Raw genomic sequence first — 17,496 nt, forward strand, 5'->3', positions numbered from 1 at the left:
GTGTCTGACGACAAGCCGCTTTGCGTTTTGCACCCGAAGACTTCTTTTTCTCAATTTAGAGTTACTAAGCACAGTTAAAAAATTAACATTCATGTTACGTAAGTTTTGTCCGAATAAAAAAACTATGGAGCGATTTGAGATAGCTTGATCCAAAGTAAGGAAGCTTTGTTGTCTAGCCCATAATATAATCATTTATGTATAAATAATTACACGTATTAATGAATGTTTCAAAAATATCATATTTTAATTCGGAATCGCCAAAATTCAGTACCCAGAGGCGTATTAACAAGAGATAATAATAAACTCACACCACCTTTAACTGCTCTCCCATCAACCATTACAGAACTTATTCTGGCTTGGTTTAGGTAATTCAGTTGACAGTCAAAGGGTCAAATTTTGCAAGTTGTTCTGAACCAAGCTATGAAAACATCTACCAAATTGCCATCTCGCCTGGACTATTACTACCAGCAAATCAAAACGATTATCCTGACTCGGCAGAATCCAATTACTGGTTTACTACCTGCGAGTACAGCAATTACAGCCCACGGTGATTATACTGATGCCTGGGTGCGAGACAATGTTTACAGCATTTTAGCAGTTTGGGGTTTAGGACTTGCATACCGCAAGATTGATGACGACAAAGGACGCACCTATGAACTAGAACACAGTGTCATCAAACTAATGCGCGGGTTGTTGTTTGCGATGATGCGACAGGCTCATAAAGTAGAGACATTTAAACATACTCAGTCGCTACTAGATGGACTGCACGCCAAATATAATACTGCGACCGGTGATATTGTTGTTGGTGATGATGAATGGGGACATTTGCAACTTGATGCCACATCTATATTTTTGCTGATATTGGCGCAAATGACCGCAGCCGGATTGCCAATAATTTATACGATTGATGAAGTGAATTTCGTCCAAAATTTGGTTTACTACATTGGACGAGCTTACCGCACACCAGATTACGGCATTTGGGAACGTGGGAATAAAATAAATCGGGGTAGTGCTGAGTTAAATGCCAGTTCTGTAGGTATGGCAAAAGCTGCTTTAGAAGCTATCAATGGACTGGATTTGTTTGGTGTGCGTGGTAGTCAAGCATCGGTTATTCATGTGCTACCAGATGAAATTGCCCGCGCCCGGATTACCTTAGAATCCTTATTACCAAGGGAATCTGGTTCCAAAGAAATTGATGCAGCGCTGTTGAGTATTATTAGTTATCCTGCCTTTGCAGTGGAAGATTTGCAATTACGCGATCGCACTTTAAACGATATTATCAATAAACTCGCAGGTAAATACGGCTGCAAACGCTTTCTGCGTGATGGACACCAAACCGTTTTAGAAGATAATCAGCGTTTACACTACGAACCGTGGGAACTCAAGCAATTTGAGCATATTGAATGCGAATGGCCGTTATTTTTCACTTATTTAGTTCTAGATGGATTATTTCGCGGCGAACAAGAACAAGTTAAAAAATACCAAAATCTTTTAGAATCATTACTTATAGAACAAAATGGCTTGCGTTTATTGCCTGAACTCTATTATGTTCCAGCCGAAAACATAGAGGCAGAAAAGTTATCACCCCAAACGCAACCACGCTTACCCAATGAAAATATTCCCTTGGTGTGGGCGCAGAGTTTATATTTTCTCGGTGAAATGTTGAGTGAAGGTTTAATAGCAATTGGTGATATCGACCCTTTAGGAAGACATTTGTGTGTAGGTAAACAGCGCGAGGCATTAGTACAAATTGCCTTGTTAGCAGAAGATGAAAATTTACAAACAAAACTAGAAGTTCACGGAATTGAAGCGCAAACACCCACCCAAGTAGAACCGATTCAAGTGAGGAAAGCTGGAGAATTTTCAGCTATGTATACCCAAATTGGACGTAACAATAAACTTGGTTTAACTGGACGGCCAGTGCGGAGGTTGCGGAGTTTAACAACATCTAGAATCTTTCGGATTAGCGGTGAAACAATTGTATTTTTGCCTTCATTTTCCGACTCTCAACAGTTTTACTTAACCCTTGATTACCATTTTTTACTGGATCAAATTAGAAGCGAACTAGCTTACATTCAAAAATATTGGAGTGACTTAGGTCGTCCTACCTTGACTTTAATGTTGACGCACACAATGTTAGAAGCTGGTTCAGAAGCATTACTAGGATTGATGCAAGAACTAAAAGATGGTGTTTGTAACGGTGTGCGAGTGAAATTAGGGCGGTTAAATCAGCTAATGCTGACAGCCGGAATCCAAAGAATTGATTTTCTTCCCAATGCAGAATTCTCGCGATCGCCAGTAAAAAATGCTAGCCCACGTTGCTATTATCTAGCTTATCATCCTGAGAAAAGCTGGCGTTTAGGACATACCCAAGAATTTAAAATGGAGTATGAAACTAACTTGGGGTTATTGCTTTCTTATTTGCGTTCATCAGAGAATATCTACGAGCAAATTGAGTTATTGCAAACTTTGACTCGTTTGCAGGGAATGCAATTTGATACGGGATATGGCGGCCCAGGATATGCTGTCACTGTAGGGGATTTACTAGATGAAGTTTATACCAAAGCTGGAGATTTAGGCATTTGGGCAGTAGTGCGTCGGGCTGCTGGGTTACGGCAAATGGTTGATATTAGCCTATCAGATGCAGTTACAAGTATTTTGGTGCGGGGTAAGCAAATTGCTGTGGGTAAAGCTTACAGTGAAGCGTCCTTGATTAGCGTACCCATGTCTCACGATGAGATTGCCGATAAAATTAATAATTTTTGTCGTGAGGATATCCGCGATCGCGTCCTCACTCAAGAGATTTTAATCTATGTTGGCATCTTAATTCGCTCAGAACCCGAACTATTCCAGGGGCTACTAACGCTAAGAGTCGGCTATCTCATCTTATTGATTACCAGCGAACTAGCGCGGGAATTGCATGTAACTCAAGATGAAGCTTACGATCGCTTAATGCAACTTTCACCCTTTGAAGTTAAAGTGCGCTTGCGTCAGGTATTAACTGGATATACTGGCATGAGTAACCTATTGCGCCAACAAGAATCACTGCACGTTAAACAAAAAGAAAGTGATATTGCTTGGGTAGTGCTACCAGGAATCGGCGAAGGGATAGAAGTTCCGCCAGGTGGTTGGCGGCGGTTTCGTCAAGCCGAAGGTGCGACGGGGCGCGTACCAAAAGAATTTTTTAAACAAGTTTGGCTACTAATGCAACATTGCAAGGGTTTAGTAATTGGCGATAAATTAGAGCGTCGTAATCGTTTAGATAGTGAGATAATGCTGTCGGAAATGACAGCCGGGGAAAGAAATTTTGCTCTCTTAGTTGAGCATTTGTTGAATAAAATTGAAGCTCCAGAATACCGACAAGTAAATATTGAAGCATTAATTGAATTAGCTGCGATCGCTGCCAATAATCCCAAGTTGCAAATTGAAGAATATATTGTGTTGGATGTGTTAATTGGCCATGCGGTGCGATTGGCGTGGCTGGAAAATCATAGTCAACGCAGCGATCGGTATGACGAGGATAAGGCGAGTGCGTGGCGATCGTTTTACAATACTTCACCTAGAGATTGCGCTAGTTATATTTTGAAGGCGTTTAGGTTCTTGACGGAATTTGTGAAGGATTTTTAAACGCAGAGGAGCGCAGAGGATGAAAGAGAATGATTTGAGTGGGGTGATTATTGGTTGTGCAATGAGGGTGCATACTGCTTTGGGGCCTGGTTTATTGGAGTCGGCTTATGAGGAGTGTTTGGATTATGAGTTGAAGAAAGCCGGGTTGAATGTTGGTAAACAAATTCCATTGCCTTTGGTTTACCAAGAAGTGAAATTGGAATGCGTTTATCGATTAGATTTGATTGTCGAAAACCAAATAATTGTAGAGATTAAATCTGTAGAATCCTTCCACCCGATTCACTCCGTCCAACTCCTAACCTATCTCAAACTAGCAAACTGTAAACTAGGACTACTCCTCAACTTCAACGTCCTCCACCTCAAAGAAGGCATCAAACGCGTAGCCAACAACCTCTAACTCCCTCTCTGCGAACCTCTGCGCTTCCCTCCGCGTTCCTCTGCGTTAAAAAAAAATACCCCCACCTCACATCCCAAAAGCAGGGGTTTCATTAAAACTACTTAACCGAAACAGCATCAACATCAACAGTGTTTGCAGTAGAGGCAGAACCCTCGGTAGTATTAGGTACTTCAGTACCCACCTCACCCTTACGAGCCTTCCACCCCTCAATTACTAGCCCAGACACCTCAGAAACTAGCAAAGTCAAAAGGAAAACATCATCAATCTGTCCCACAACGGGTATAAAATCTGGAAGAATATCAAATGGGCTGACCAAATAGGCGAGTGTTCCTAAAATTACCCACCAACGGTACTTCGGGTTACGAAGCACACTGCGATACCAGGTATAAAGCGATTCGATTGAAAATTTCATATTTTGAACCTCCAGTTATCTTTAATTTTGACAAATTATCCTAAAAACTTCTGGTGCGAATAACCGCCCTAATGAGTCTGGAAGACGCTACTCGTAATCTGTCATCAAAAACCTATTTTGTAATTCTTCATAAGAGTTTAATACCGCAAGGGTTTGACAAATTAGACAGTGATTGTATTAATTCGGGATTATGGCAACCCAGCAGCAAGTTTTTCCACCAGTCTAAGTCCAATAGCCCATGCTTACACTATCTTTTTAGATTTTCGGTAAATTTATATTTTGGAAGTCCCTCATTTTGCATTAATCTCTAGAATTAAATTGCCTTAGCACATTTGCTTTAATCATGGAGGGAGGAAACTAAAACAGTGGATATTTTAGATTTATTTTATAAAGGCGGGCCAGCGATGTGGCCTTTACTAGTTCTATCCATTCTGTCTTTGAGTGTGATTTTTGAGCGTTTGTGGTTCTGGTTGCGAATATTGACTCAGGAAAAGCAAATAGTCGATCGCATCCTGGATGCTGCCCAGGATAATTGGCAAGAAGCTGCTGACATTGCAAAACGAGCAAGCCATCAGCCTGTCGGGCGTTTTCTCTATGCTCCCTTACGTTTTCCAAAAACTGATGCGGAAACCTTTCGATTAGCACTTGAGGCTACAGCCGAAGATGAGTTAGCTGGAATGCGACGGGGCGAAAAACTTTTAGAAGCCGTAATTGCCCTCGCGCCCCTGTTGGGATTGTTGGGCACGGTTTTGGGACTAATCCGCTCCCTGCGCTCAATTCGGATTGGTGATTTGGGAACTGAATCTACCGCCGGGGTAACTACTGGTATTGGTGAATCGTTAATTAGTACGGCAACTGGGCTAATAGTTGCCATTATTAGTTTGGTATTTTATCGCCTATTTCAAAGTTTTGTAGTCAACCAAGTCAAAGTTTTTCGGAAGGCTGGGAATGAAATGGAATTGCTCTACCGTCAGTCCCCCCCTGATTTTAGTAATAGTACATCAGCAATTGTCCGGGAAAATTTCACTCCACCCCGCAAGCCAGGAAAGACAAGGTTGCCTGAACCTCCTGAACCCCCGAATGCACCTAATTAGTTAAAAATTCAATCCCCGAAATAGGCGTTTAAATTGAAAAAATGAAAGTTAATCTACATACCCCAATTGAAGAAGTCCAAATTCAAATCATCCCTTTAATAGATGTTGTTTTTTGTATTCTGACGTTTTTTTTATTAGCGGCATTACAATTTACGCGCCAACAGGCAATAAATGTTGATTTGCCTAAAGCCAGCGCCAGTTCAGTATCTGGAATAACATCACAAAGTGGAAGTCTGATTGTAACTATCGATGCTGTTGGCAATACTTACATAGAAAAACAGCCTGTACAACGGGATGATTTAGGAGCCAGGTTAAAACAGTATCTTCAAGCAAACCCTAGTGCTGTTGTGGTGCTGAATGCTTCGCGGACAGCAACTTATAATGATGTGATTGAGACATTGGATTTGCTACGGCAAGTAGGAGGCGATCGCGTTTCTTTAGGAATTATTCCTGGCCCATCTCAATCACCCACAAACTCACTTAACCAGCCTAATATCCCCTCTTTCCCAATCGATCCTGGTGCAGCACCAATACCCACAACCGCACCAGTTCCAGGCATCAATCCCGAAGGGAATCTTACCCCAAGATTTCCCTCAGCACCCAATCCTGTGCCTCTTCCTGGCATAACTCAGCCTCCAACTGGACAAAGTATTAGTCCTATCAATCCTGGTATTTCCAACCCACCAGCATCCCAAGCGCCTGTAGCACCTAAACAAACTCAACCTAATCCCAAAAGATGAGATAGGGGCATGGGGAAGAGGCAGAGGGGCAGGGAGCAGGGAGCAAAGGGGAAAGAGGTAATTTTATATTCTTCCCCTACTCCCTACTCGCCACTCCCCACTCCCTACTTCCCTTCAAACTTTTCCCAAACCTAAAGATATCTGAAATAAAATTCCGTTAGAGAAAAATATCCTGCTAATTTATAAATAATTGGTTGAGCTTTAAAGATTTTTTCACCGAGAAACTGAAGTAATTTATCACCAATTGCCATTCACGTTTCAGGGGTTGTGGCATGAATATTGTGACGCTTTTAATTGTTTGGTTAGTAACAGCTATTAGCCTGTTGATAATTAGTAAATTACCTTTAGGAGTTGAAATTGATACTCCTGGTAAAGCCTTCCTTTCTGCCGCAGTGCTTGGTATCGTGACGGCAATAGTCAGACCGATTTTAAGCCTCGTTTTTGCAGTACCAAATTTACTCACATTGGACTTGCTATCCAGCATTTTCACATTTATGATTGCAGTGGTTTGTTTTAGTATTGCTGCTTGGTTAGTTGAGGGCTTTCGCTTACGTTACGGTATTTGGAGCGCCGTTATTGGAGCATTTGCGCTGACTATAATTAACAGCTTAATCTACAAATTATTGGGCGTCTAAAATTAAAAGTTAAGAGTTAAGAGTTAGGAGTTATTAATAATTTCTCACTCATAACTCCTAACTCATCACTGCAAAATTCTAACTATTCGTTGGAACTTGGGGGAGCAACGGGGGTAGTTGATTGTTGTTTACGTTGTTCGCGTTTTTTGCGATCGGCAGAGAGCATATCTGCCATCACTATTAGCGCTTGCGCCATTTTCTCTAGGTTAGAACGATATAGCTCCAAATCCTTGTTGAGTTTGTCATCAGAAAGGTGCAAGCCAGCAGCGATCGCTTTTAGCGCCTCCGTGAGTTGCTTTTCATCTTTGACTAATTCAGGATCTGATTGTTCTAACAACGAAAATACACCAATTGCGAACAAACGGTTGTATTTAAAGTTAGGATTGTTGGCGATCGCTTGCAGTTGTGCTTGCAAGTCACCATCTCGATCTAAAAAAGTAGTTTGGCCTAGCCACCCAATTAAATCTTTAACTGGCAAACCTTTAGCTACAGCTTGCAATCTTTCAGCATCTTGTCGATAGCGTTGCGGATCTTGTTCCATAGCCCGACATAGGGCATTAAAAATTGATTCTTGATCCCGTTCTGGTTCATAGCCTTGCATGAAGCGGTCAAAAGTAGTGACGACGCCCAAGGCATAAATTGAATTGTAGCTAAAATCGATATTTACTGACAGCAGATGCATTTCCACCATCAATTCTTCTACTACCCGACGATAAATAGTGTTGATCGGACGGGTATGAAGATTGTAAAAAGTTCGTTTTGTATCAGAGACAGTACGGACGTTGTTCACAAAGAAAATGTTAAGGGCGACGTATCTTTATTTTCTCGCTTAAAGGGTACTTTGCCAAGTTTAGCTTTTGACTGGTGACGGTTTCATTTACAATGTAGAGAAATCAAAAGTATTTTATAAGCTAGTAGCCATAAGGGATTAAGACCCTTTCCGCTAAAAAACTAGCCAAAAATACTTATTCTTAATGATTTTTTTATCGTGTCTATGAACTTCTCGCCACAGTTAATTGCTTTGGGTGAGTATCTAGCTGGTGAATTTGATAATCAGGAACAAGCCATAGGAGAACCAATTTGGTATGTCCACCTCCGGCTGTGGCAAAGACCAATTAATCTGTTCACAGAAGATAGCATCACCCTGTTTGCCGAGCAAGCTAATGTTATTAATCTAGATAAACCTTACCGCCAGCGAATTATGCGATTGCGCCAAGGCAGCAATGACACATCTCTGGAAGTACAATACTACATGCCTCAAGATCCAGGCGCATTAATAGGCGCAGGCAATAACCCTGCTTTACTTAAGACACTGACATCCGAAAAATTAGATTTACTACCAGGTTGTATCCTAAAAGTTGCTCAGGAAACTCTAGCTGGCGATCGCTATAAATTTACCGCTACTGCGCCACCAGAAACTCGTTGTAGCTTTACTTATCTTGGCAATAGCATCAATGTTTCCCTCGGTTTTGAAGCTACTGCGGCAGAATTTCACAGCTACGACAAAGGAATCGATCCAGCAACCGGAAACGCAACTTGGGGAGCGATTATGGGGCCTTATCGCTATACCAAGCGAAACCAGTATTCAATAACATAAAGTTATAAGTCATGAATATAAGTTATGAATTTTGAACTAACTCCTCACTCCTAACTCTTTATTAGCTAGCGATGCTCCGAGGTACACCTTCTAAAGCTTCCTCTTCTGTTTCAAAGATTTCAAAGACAGTATCCATCATCGTCACTTCAAACACGAGTTTGGCTTCTGGATGTACATTACAGATACGGAAACTGCCCTTAACTTTATCAGCATCACGCATCCCAGCAACCAAAGACGTGAGACCAGAACTATCAATAAAATTTACCTGAGCCAGATTTACAACTACATGGCGGCTGAGTTTAGAAATACACTCTTGTAACTTTAGCCGAAATTGCCAAGCAGTAGTAATGTCTAGGCGACCTGCTGGTGTCAGGACAATAACAGTATTTCCGTCTTGGGTTGTATAAGTTTTTTGGTCTATATGAATCACTGAAGGCCTCCCCGTGACATTTTTCTAAAGATTAACTAGTTACAGAATTTTTTAATACTGCCACTTGAGGTTAACAAGCTATAGCTAAAATTGTCACCTTTTTTTGCTAAGTGCTTAACTTTTGTAATTGAACTCAGCAAAATTGTGGGGAGGGGGAAGTGGGGGCAGTGAGCAAGGGAGAAGATTTTTCCCTTCTGCCCCCCGCACCCCGCCCCTCTGCCTCTTTTCCATGCCCCATGCCCGATTTTCAAGTCACTAATGAGATGATGATGTCGGTGATGTCCAGTTGATCCAATCTTGAGGCTTAAGGAAAGTTTCATACAACTCGGCTTCGGGTGTATTGGGTTCCGGTTGATAGCCGTATTCCCAGCGCACTAAAGGTGGTAGGGACATGAGAATTGATTCGGTGCGTCCGTTGGTTTGTAGACCAAAAATGGTGCCTCGGTCATAAACCAAGTTAAATTCTACATACCGTCCCCGGCGGTAGAGTTGAAAATTCCTTTGGCGATCGCCATATTCCATTCCATTGCGCCGTTCTACAATTGGTACGTAAGCTGGTAAAAATGCCCTACCACAGTCTTGCACAAAGGCAAACAAATCTTCCCAATTGCGGGTTGCTGGTGTTCCTACCTGGTTGCTATAAATAGCTGCTTCCCCATTGGGATTCGGCCCGCGATATAAAGCACCCTCGCCATCTTGGTAATCAAAAAACAAACCACCTACGCCCCGTGTCTCGTCACGATGCTTAAGGTAAAAATATTCATCACACCACCGCTTAAACACAGGGTAATAGTCTGGGTGGTGTTTGTCACAAGCCTGTTTTAACGTTTTGTGCAAATGTGCTGCATCTTCAGCAAAGGGGTAATAAGGTGTCAAATCAAGACCACCACCAAACCACCACACTGGCCCTGCTTCAAAGTAGCGATAATTTAGATGAACTGTTGGCACGTATGGATTACGAGGATGTAACACCATTGAAGTGCCTGTGGCATAAAAGCCATGCCCTGCGGCTTCAGGGCGTTGGGCTAAAATTGAGGCTGGCAAATGGGAACCCCAAACTTCAGAAAAATTTACACCAGCTTGTTCAAATATTGCACCTTCTCGCAGCACGCGCGATCGCCCTCCGCCCCCTTCTGGGCGTTCCCAACTATCTTCATGAAAATTAGCCACACCATCTAGTTTTGCCAATGATGCGGTAATTTCGTCTTGCAGTTGTTTCATAAACTGACTGACTCTAGTCTGAGCGTCAGGTGCTGGCAAAGATTTGGATGATGCTGATACAGTTGGTGTTTGCGAGTTGGTCAACATAGATTCCCGAACCTAAAAAATTACAATTTCCAGAAAGCCACAAATTTCTTATCTTAAAATTTGGGGGAAACACGCGCCAAAAATCAAGGTCTATTTGCCCAACCCGCTTTGTCTTACTGGTTAAGCATTTATACGATTGATGGACATCACTAGAGTTTATTTTCCCTCAAATGCGTATAGGCTTGTTGTATATTGACTGAGTTTTTTTGAAATTCTTAATTGGAACATTCTGGTATAAACACTAGACTTTAGTCGTAACCTTGAATTACCAAGGGTAAAACTTGCCCTGCTCAAAACTTCTTTGCCATATTACTTATATTATCTGTTAGTGTCTGTACCGAATAAAGGCTTGCTATGTTCAGTGCATTTCTGAGAAAGTTTTAATTTAGGCAGGACTTAGGCAAACAATAGTCAAAAAGAATAAGTTTCTTCTTAGGGTAATACCCTGCAAGAAGCCCTCCGGGTTCGGGGGTGACGCTCGATGACTCGCTAACGTTGCGCTATCGCAACCGACGGGAACCGCCAAGACTGCGACCCCCTCACCGCTTTGCGTCTACATGAGTTGCCCCTGAGTGTATATAATTTTGCGTAAGTCCTATTAGGGTTTGAGGGTAGTTGCCTACAATACCAGAGTTACCAGAAAGTGTCTAGCGAGGAGGATTAGGAAAATGCAAGGCTGGTTATCCAAATTCATCCACCGCAAACGTCGTCGGTTTTGCGCTTCTCTGGTGCGGACGTATCGAGAGATAAGTTCTGCTTCTGTTGATGAACTGTGGCAAAAAGTCGCTGATTTAACTGATGTTTCCTGGCATCCCCTACTTAAAAGCACTAATGTGCCCTACGGATTAGTACCCAAACCAGGATTAATTTTTCATGCTGTAACACGCTTTTCGCCGATTCCCATCCGAATTTTTGTGGAGCGCGTTAATCATAAGGAGATGTTGAGTATCCGAGTGATGGCGATTCCTGGCATAGAAGAACGGGTGACTTATCAAGTAGAGTCAACGGTTTGTGGTACTTGTTTGTCTTATTCAGTAACACTACGGGGTTGGTTATCGCCCCTCATTTGGTCTTTATCCCGTCCTTATGCAGACCGTGTAGCCCGGTCTTTAGTAGAAGCAGTAGAAAAGACGGCATTATCAACGGTATCTGGTAAGAAAAAATCCCTTAATGATAGTTGTTTGGATTTTTAGGTAATGGGGACAAGGAGAATAACCTATACCTAATGACAAATGACAAATGACCAATGTCCAAAGAAAGTTAAGATTCTATTAGGTGATAATGCAATTTGCTAAGTTTTATTACGTCATTGACAGTGAAAACACTAAGCTGACCTTACTGAAGAAAGCATCTAGTTAATAGCTAAGATGTTCGCCACAAGTGTATTTATTCATTTTGAATTTTAAATTTTTATGTACGATGTCCTCGATTCTCGTTCTGTCTTAGAAGTGTTGCGACCAGTGGAAGACCCAGAACTCCGCAAAAGTCTGGTGGAACTGAATATGATTCGCAACGTGAAAATTGACGGTGGCAAAGTTAGTTTTACTTTAGTGTTAACCACTCCTGCCTGTCCTTTACGTGAATTTATCGTTGAAGACTGTAAAAAAGCTGTCAAAAAACTCCCAGGCGTTACAGATGTCAGCATAGAAGTGACGGCAGAAACACCGCAACAAAAAAGTTTACCTGACCGCACTGGCATTTCTGGGGTGAAAAATATCATTGCTGTTTCCAGTGGCAAAGGTGGCGTTGGTAAAAGTACGGTGGCGGTGAATGTAGCAGTGGCTCTAGCTCAAACTGGTGCAAAAGTCGGTTTACTAGATGCTGATATTTACGGCCCTAATGACCCCACTATGCTGGGGCTGGCTGATGCCCAAATTACTGTGCGTTCTAGTGAAACAGGTGACATCCTAGAACCTGCTTTTAATCACGGCGTCAAATTAGTTTCAATGGGCTTTTTGATTGACCGAGATCAGCCAGTAATTTGGCGGGGGCCTATGCTCAATGGTGTAATTCGCCAGTTTCTCTATCAAGTGCAATGGGGAGAACTGGACTATTTGATTGTAGATATGCCACCGGGAACCGGAGATGCTCAGTTAACTTTAACCCAAGCAGTGCCGATGGCAGGGGCAGTAATTGTTACCACACCGCAAAATGTAGCCTTATTAGATTCTCGCAAGGGATTGCGGATGTTCCAACAGATGAATGTCCCGGTATTGGGGATCGTAGAAAATATGAGTTATTTTATCCCCCCCGATCAACCAGATAAGCAGTATGACATATTTGGTTCCGGTGGTGGCTCTAAAACAGCAGCAGAATTAGGAGTGCCATTGTTGGGTTGCGTACCGCTAGAAATTTCTACACGAGTTGGCGGTGACAGTGGTGTGCCAATAGTTGTTGGTGATCCAGATTCAGCTTCAGCAAAAGCATTAACAGCGATCGCTCTTACCATTGCTGGTAAAGTATCAGTTGCTGCTCTGACATAATTAATTTTAATTTCTATCTGCTTCCTGGGCTATGTCTTGGGAATACTAAGGATTGGGGAGTCGGGAAGAAGTAGGGGAGCAAGGGAGAAGAATTTTCCCCTCTGCACCCTGCCCCCCGCCCCTCTGCCTCTTTTCAATTCCCAACAATTAAAGCTAAAGTCTAAACTTACACAATGTTATTAAAACGATCGCTCCCCAAAATTCGCTGGAAGTCTTGGGTTAAGCCTTGGCAGAATGTCGATTGGCTACTATTTTGTTTGCCGATTGCTGTCAGTATCTTTGGTGGTGTCATGATTCTCAGTACGGAACTGAAACAGCCAGTCACTGACTGGTGGTGGCACTGGATCGTAGCGGGTATCGGCGTGCTTATAGCCCTGTTTTTAGCTCGCATCCGTTATGAACTCTTGATGCAGTGGCACTGGGTAACTTATGCACTAACAAACTTCAGCTTAATTGCCGTGATGATTGCTGGTACTAGCGCCAAAGGAGCACAAAGGTGGATTCCTATTGCTGGTTTCAATGTCCAACCCTCAGAATTTGCCAAAATCGGCATGATCATCACCTTAGCAGCTTTGCTGCACAGGCGCACTGCTTCTAGCCTCGAAGGCGTTTTCCGTGTTCTGGCAATCACTGCTATACCTTGGGGATTAGTATTTTTGCAGCCAGATTTAGCAACATCACTAGTATTTGGTGCGATCGTTTTAGGAATGCTTTACTGGGCAAATGCTAACCCAGGCTGGCTAATTCTGATGATTTCTCCTGTGGTTGCTGCCATTTTGTTTAGTATATCTTGGCCTTTATCAGAGCCAATAGTTTTATTTAAAGAACTATCTTTTGGCCCATTAGGAATAGTTTGGTCATTTGCAATGGCTATTGTAGGCTGGCAAACTCTTCCCTGGCGTCGATTTGGTTTAGGTGCTATTGGTGCATGGACTTTCAATATAATAGGTGGCGAATTAGGAGTCTTCGCTTGGAACCATGTTTTAAAAGAGTATCAAAAAGATCGGCTAACTGTATTCATGAACCCGGATCACGACCCACTCGGTGCTGGATATCACTTAATCCAATCTCGTATTGCTATTGGTGCTGGTGAAATTTGGGGATGGGGTCTGTTCAAGGGGCCAATGACGCAACTGAATTTCGTACCTGAACAGCATACAGACTTTATTTTTTCCGCAGTCGGCGAAGAATTCGGTTTTGTTGGTTGTTTGGTAGTGCTGTTTGCCTTCTGCTTAATTTGCTTCCGTCTACTACATATTGCCCAAACTGCCAAAGATAACTTTGGTTCCTTGTTGGCTATTGGCGTTTTGTCCATGATTGTGTTTCAGCTAATTGTCAACGTTGGCATGACAGTTGGTTTAGCGCCTGTAGCAGGCATTCCCCTACCTTGGATGAGTTATGGACGTTCTGCGATGCTGACCAACTTCATTTCCTTAGGAATAGTAGAATCAGTAGCGAATTTTCGCCAGAGGCAGAAGTATTATTGATTTGTCATTAGTCCTTTATTATTTGCTAATGACAAATGACTAATAAGAAGTATTAAGCTATTAAAAGGAAACAAGCGAGGCTAAAAACATGATTCTGCCTGGAGCAACTGTTCGCGTCAAGAATCCCGCAGATACCTATTATCGCTACGAAGGACTCGTGCAACGACTGACCGATGGCAAAGTAGCCGTATTATTTGAAGGTGGTAACTGGGATAAATTAATTACCTTTCGCCTGAGCGAATTGGAACTTGTAGAAACCACAGCCGGACGTAAAAAAGCCAAATAAGATTAGTCATTAGTCATTTGGTAAAAACAAATGACTAATGACTAATGACTAAATTACTATGCGCCTCCCCTTACCACAGTTTGCAACTGGCGATCGCCATCCCAACCACATTGCGGAGGTGATTGAAACTACTAGTACTGAGTTTTTAGCTCAGTGTTTGGAACCAGACGATTTGAGCTTTCCCTCCATGCCACCCTTTGGTAGTTGGGTCTGCTCTGTAGATGAAGAATCGGGCAATCAAGTTTATGCAGTGGTGTATTATGCTACAACTATGCCTATAGATTCCGTACATCGGGCTAGAGCTTTGGGGTTATCATTGCAAGACTTACGCGAAGAACAACCCCAGATATTTGCCATGCTCAGAACAGAATTTAGAGCTGCGATCGTAGGATTTGAGCAATCTTCCCAGAATCGAGGTTATAACCAAAGAATATATCAATATCTACCACCGCGTCCCCCGCAAATTCATCAAGCTGTTTATCAGTGTGAAGCAGAAGCAATCATTAAATTTACTGAAGAACTAGATTTTTTGCGGACACTGCTTTGTATTAACGGTGCGCCAGTAGAGTCTTTGGCCGCAGCTGCCATTCGAGATATATACCAGTTACGCAAAGCTGACCGAGAATGGCTAATTAAAGCTGGACGTAGCTTAAGTGTGCTACTTAAAGACGACTACGATCGCTTACGGTTCATTTTGAGTCAAATCCATCCGTAGGTAGTTAGTTCACAGACAATTGCCTAGTTAGTGTAAATTAATATATTTGATTTTTTCTCAGGTGGCTTTTCTATTTATTTATATCGATTAAGCGATCGCCTCAAGGGAATCGCAGTTTTACTATAGCCCCTTCATTCCTACATGATGGAACTCATATCACAAGTTCTTGCTCTGGAGCCAACTTCCCAAGTTCTTGGCAAGGAACCAATTGTTCCCTTTGCTATTTTGCTGGTGGTCATCTTAGTTATACCGATCATGTTTGAGCGGCTAAGATTACCAGGATTAGTGGGTTTGGTTTTCTCAGGGCTAGTACTCGGCCCCTCAGGCTGGAATCTATTTCAGTCGGACTCGCCGATGATTAACTTGCTATCAGACATTGGGTTAATTTACTTGCTGTTTGTCGCAGGGCTAGAAGTTGACCTAGAGCAGTTTCGTCGGCAAAAAAGTCGTGCCTTCGGGTTTGCTAGCTTAACTTTCACTGTACCCCTGGTGATGGGAACTTTAGTAGGACTAATTTTAGGCTATGGCTGGAATACTTCAATATTAGTTGGCTCTTTATTTGCTTCCTATACTCTTTTGGCATATCCCATAATCAGCCGTTTGGGAGTGAGCAATAACGAAGCTGTTACGGTCACTATTGGAGCTAAGATTTTTACAGACATTGGCGCAGTGCTGATCTTAGCCGTTTGTGTAGGCGTCGCTCATGCTGGAGCATTCACCTTTGCGAAACTACTCAGCTTGTCAGGTTGGTTAATTATTTACTCTGTTGCCGTTGTGACAGGCTTTGATTGGACAGGCAAAGAATTTTTCAAACGGTCTGGAGACGACGAAGGAAACAAGTTTTTGTTTGTGTTACTTTCTGTGTTTCTGGCGGCTGTGGGCGCTCAATTGATTGGGATAGAGAAAATTGTTGGTGCGTTTTTAGCGGGTTTGGCGGTAAATGAAGTTGTAGGGGAAGGCCCAGTCAAACAAAAAATGGTATTTATTGGCAGTGTGCTATTCATACCCATTTTCTTTGTTGACCTTGGCTTAACGATCAATCTATCCGCCTTTGTGAACAGCCTAGCTACGCTCAAGTTAACGCTGTTGATGATAGTCGGTTTGATTGTCAGTAAATTGATAGCAGCTTTTTTCACAAAACTGATTTACCGCTACAACTGGCAAGAAATGCTAACCATCTGGTCGCTATCACTTCCCCAGGTTGCGACAACGTTAGCAGCAACGTTAGTGGGATACCGAGCTGGGTTGCTGCCACTAGAAGTATTACACAGCGTGATTGTCTTAATGGTTGTCACATCAAGCTTGGGGCCGTTGATTACTAATAAAATAGCTGTTGGTTTGAATTCCTCACCCGCCGAAGAGCCAGCACTACCCCAACCTGACCAAAACGCACCAAAAACAGACAGTGCTTTTACTATAGTCGTACCTGTCTATAATCCTCATACTGAGCAGTATTTGATTGAAATGGCAGCATTATTAGCACGTCAGTGTCAAGGTAAAATTATACCGCTTGCGATCGCTAATGCCACCGCTCAAATGGATGCACCCCAGTTAGAAACGTCTTTACAACGGAGTGAGCAATTATTAACAAAAGCCACGGTACATAGTCGAGGACTGGGCGTAGCCGCAGAACCAATGCTGCGGATTGATGATGCTTTTGCTCAAGGAATTAGCAGAGCGGCTCGTGAACAAAAGGCTAATTTAATCGTTATGGGTTGGGGTAAACGGACTGGGTTACGAGCGCGTTTATTTGGGAATGTGATTGATGGTGTACTTTGGGCATCTCATTGTCCAGTGGCGGTAACACGTTTAGTAGAATCACCGAAAAAAATTCAGCGCATCTTAGTACCAGTAGAAAACTTAACAGCACCAACATTACAGCCTGTACAATTTGCTCAGATGCTAGCAGAAGCAAATCAGAGCCACATTACTGTACTAAATGTGTGCGATCGCCGCACTAGTTCTAGTAAAATTGCTTGGAGGCGATCGCATCTCTCCTTATTGGTATCTCAACTAGCTTTGACCAATGCCCCAGAAATTCAAATTATTGCTCATGAGAATGTTGCCCAAGCAATTTTGCAGGCAGCACGATTATACGATCTAGTAGTTTTACCTTTTATACGTAATCGTACCAGCCCTGGAGGATTAGCCATTAGCGATGTCACAACTCAGTTAGCCAGACAACTCACCTGCTCCATTATCATGCTTGGAGAACCGCAACGCACTCAAACTACAAATTTAGTTATGTCTAAAACGGTTACTAGTATTACCTCTGCTGTATGATA

Annotated in this window: 16 protein-coding genes; 12 read left to right on the forward strand and 4 right to left on the reverse strand. The window is 42.5% G+C overall.

The features are described from left to right. Positions 1 to 420 precede the first annotated feature (420 nt). Together RMY00_RS11595 and RMY00_RS11600 are read left to right on the forward strand one after the other, a co-directional pair. The gene (locus tag RMY00_RS11595; RefSeq protein ID WP_322647687.1) at positions 421 to 3,627 is read left to right on the forward strand and encodes a glycoside hydrolase family 15 protein; all 3,207 of its coding nucleotides are present in this window, start codon (positions 421 to 423) and stop codon (positions 3,625 to 3,627) included. 19 nt (positions 3,628 to 3,646) lie between these two features. Next, positions 3,647 to 4,024, forward strand: a complete 378-nt coding sequence (locus tag RMY00_RS11600; protein ID WP_322647688.1) for a GxxExxY protein — start codon at positions 3,647 to 3,649, stop codon at positions 4,022 to 4,024. 97 nt (positions 4,025 to 4,121) lie between these two features. Here the strand turns inward: RMY00_RS11600 and RMY00_RS11605 are convergent, their stop codons facing one another. Next, positions 4,122 to 4,436, reverse strand: a complete 315-nt coding sequence (locus RMY00_RS11605; protein ID WP_322647689.1) for a YkvA family protein — start codon at positions 4,434 to 4,436, stop codon at positions 4,122 to 4,124. Between the two features lie 365 nt (positions 4,437 to 4,801). On the opposite strand from RMY00_RS11605, the gene RMY00_RS11610 reads away from it, so the two are divergent. From RMY00_RS11610 to RMY00_RS11620, 3 genes are all read left to right on the forward strand, one after another. Next, positions 4,802 to 5,530 (forward strand): MotA/TolQ/ExbB proton channel family protein, encoded by a 729-nt coding sequence (locus tag RMY00_RS11610; protein ID WP_322647690.1) that lies wholly within the window; start codon positions 4,802 to 4,804, stop codon positions 5,528 to 5,530. Positions 5,531 to 5,571: 41 nt separating this feature from the next. Further along, a complete protein-coding gene (locus tag RMY00_RS11615; protein ID WP_322647691.1) occupies positions 5,572 to 6,270 on the forward strand; it encodes an ExbD/TolR family protein in 699 nt (232 codons plus the stop codon). A gap of 272 nt (positions 6,271 to 6,542) precedes the next feature. Then, positions 6,543 to 6,905: a phage holin family protein gene (locus RMY00_RS11620; protein ID WP_118165339.1), complete on the forward strand. Its 363-nt coding sequence runs from the start codon at positions 6,543 to 6,545 to the stop codon at positions 6,903 to 6,905. An 82-nt stretch (positions 6,906 to 6,987) separates the two neighbouring features. Here the strand turns inward: RMY00_RS11620 and psb29 are convergent, their stop codons facing one another. After that, a complete protein-coding gene (gene psb29, locus RMY00_RS11625) occupies positions 6,988 to 7,695 on the reverse strand; it encodes a photosystem II biogenesis protein Psp29 (protein WP_100898608.1) in 708 nt (235 codons plus the stop codon). A gap of 204 nt (positions 7,696 to 7,899) precedes the next feature. Between psb29 and RMY00_RS11630 the strand changes: the two genes are divergently transcribed. Continuing rightward, complete coding sequence (locus tag RMY00_RS11630; RefSeq protein WP_322647848.1) at positions 7,900 to 8,502, forward strand: chromophore lyase CpcT/CpeT; 603 nt, start codon at positions 7,900 to 7,902, stop codon at positions 8,500 to 8,502. A gap of 61 nt (positions 8,503 to 8,563) precedes the next feature. On the opposite strand, the gene RMY00_RS11635 is transcribed toward RMY00_RS11630, so the two are convergent. Then, positions 8,564 to 8,932: an STAS domain-containing protein gene (locus RMY00_RS11635; RefSeq protein ID WP_012411454.1), complete on the reverse strand. Its 369-nt coding sequence runs from the start codon at positions 8,930 to 8,932 to the stop codon at positions 8,564 to 8,566. Positions 8,933 to 9,187: 255 nt separating this feature from the next. Then, complete coding sequence (gene hemF / locus RMY00_RS11640; protein ID WP_322647692.1) at positions 9,188 to 10,240, reverse strand: oxygen-dependent coproporphyrinogen oxidase; 1,053 nt, start codon at positions 10,238 to 10,240, stop codon at positions 9,188 to 9,190. 668 nt (positions 10,241 to 10,908) lie between these two features. Between hemF and RMY00_RS11645 the strand changes: the two genes are divergently transcribed. From RMY00_RS11645 to RMY00_RS11670, 6 genes are all read left to right on the forward strand, one after another. Next, the gene (locus RMY00_RS11645) at positions 10,909 to 11,433 is read left to right on the forward strand and encodes an SRPBCC family protein (RefSeq protein WP_322647693.1); all 525 of its coding nucleotides are present in this window, start codon (positions 10,909 to 10,911) and stop codon (positions 11,431 to 11,433) included. A 219-nt stretch (positions 11,434 to 11,652) separates the two neighbouring features. After that, positions 11,653 to 12,723, forward strand: a complete 1,071-nt coding sequence (locus RMY00_RS11650; protein WP_322647694.1) for an Mrp/NBP35 family ATP-binding protein — start codon at positions 11,653 to 11,655, stop codon at positions 12,721 to 12,723. Positions 12,724 to 12,896: 173 nt separating this feature from the next. After that, positions 12,897 to 14,210, forward strand: coding sequence for a rod shape-determining protein RodA (gene rodA / locus RMY00_RS11655; RefSeq protein ID WP_322647695.1), 1,314 nt, complete (start codon positions 12,897 to 12,899; stop codon positions 14,208 to 14,210). An 88-nt stretch (positions 14,211 to 14,298) separates the two neighbouring features. Further along, positions 14,299 to 14,496, forward strand: a complete 198-nt coding sequence (locus RMY00_RS11660; RefSeq protein ID WP_109007085.1) for an NAD(P)H dehydrogenase subunit NdhS — start codon at positions 14,299 to 14,301, stop codon at positions 14,494 to 14,496. 58 nt (positions 14,497 to 14,554) lie between these two features. Continuing rightward, positions 14,555 to 15,211 (forward strand): HAS-barrel domain-containing protein, encoded by a 657-nt coding sequence (locus RMY00_RS11665; protein WP_322647696.1) that lies wholly within the window; start codon positions 14,555 to 14,557, stop codon positions 15,209 to 15,211. 144 nt (positions 15,212 to 15,355) lie between these two features. Beyond that, a complete protein-coding gene (locus RMY00_RS11670) occupies positions 15,356 to 17,494 on the forward strand; it encodes a cation:proton antiporter (RefSeq protein WP_322647849.1) in 2,139 nt (712 codons plus the stop codon). Positions 17,495 to 17,496: the final 2 nt, after the last annotated feature.

The sequence above is a fragment of the Nostoc sp. ChiVER01 genome (assembly GCF_034531155.1).
Lineage (GTDB): Bacteria > Cyanobacteriota > Cyanobacteriia > Cyanobacteriales > Nostocaceae > Nostoc.

Coding starts and splice junctions, on each gene's coding strand:
- RMY00_RS11670 (WP_322647849.1), top strand. CDS start 15,356: ATGGAACTCATATCACAAGTTCTTGCTCTGGAGCCAACTTCCCAAGTT.
- hemF (WP_322647692.1), bottom strand. CDS start 10,240: ATGTTGACCAACTCGCAAACACCAACTGTATCAGCATCATCCAAATCT.
- RMY00_RS11595 (WP_322647687.1), top strand. CDS start 421: ATGAAAACATCTACCAAATTGCCATCTCGCCTGGACTATTACTACCAG.
- RMY00_RS11605 (WP_322647689.1), bottom strand. CDS start 4,436: ATGAAATTTTCAATCGAATCGCTTTATACCTGGTATCGCAGTGTGCTT.
- RMY00_RS11665 (WP_322647696.1), top strand. CDS start 14,555: ATGCGCCTCCCCTTACCACAGTTTGCAACTGGCGATCGCCATCCCAAC.
- RMY00_RS11620 (WP_118165339.1), top strand. CDS start 6,543: ATGAATATTGTGACGCTTTTAATTGTTTGGTTAGTAACAGCTATTAGC.
- RMY00_RS11600 (WP_322647688.1), top strand. CDS start 3,647: ATGAAAGAGAATGATTTGAGTGGGGTGATTATTGGTTGTGCAATGAGG.
- RMY00_RS11650 (WP_322647694.1), top strand. CDS start 11,653: ATGTACGATGTCCTCGATTCTCGTTCTGTCTTAGAAGTGTTGCGACCA.
- RMY00_RS11615 (WP_322647691.1), top strand. CDS start 5,572: ATGAAAGTTAATCTACATACCCCAATTGAAGAAGTCCAAATTCAAATC.
- rodA (WP_322647695.1), top strand. CDS start 12,897: ATGTTATTAAAACGATCGCTCCCCAAAATTCGCTGGAAGTCTTGGGTT.
- RMY00_RS11645 (WP_322647693.1), top strand. CDS start 10,909: ATGCAAGGCTGGTTATCCAAATTCATCCACCGCAAACGTCGTCGGTTT.
- RMY00_RS11660 (WP_109007085.1), top strand. CDS start 14,299: ATGATTCTGCCTGGAGCAACTGTTCGCGTCAAGAATCCCGCAGATACC.
- RMY00_RS11630 (WP_322647848.1), top strand. CDS start 7,900: ATGAACTTCTCGCCACAGTTAATTGCTTTGGGTGAGTATCTAGCTGGT.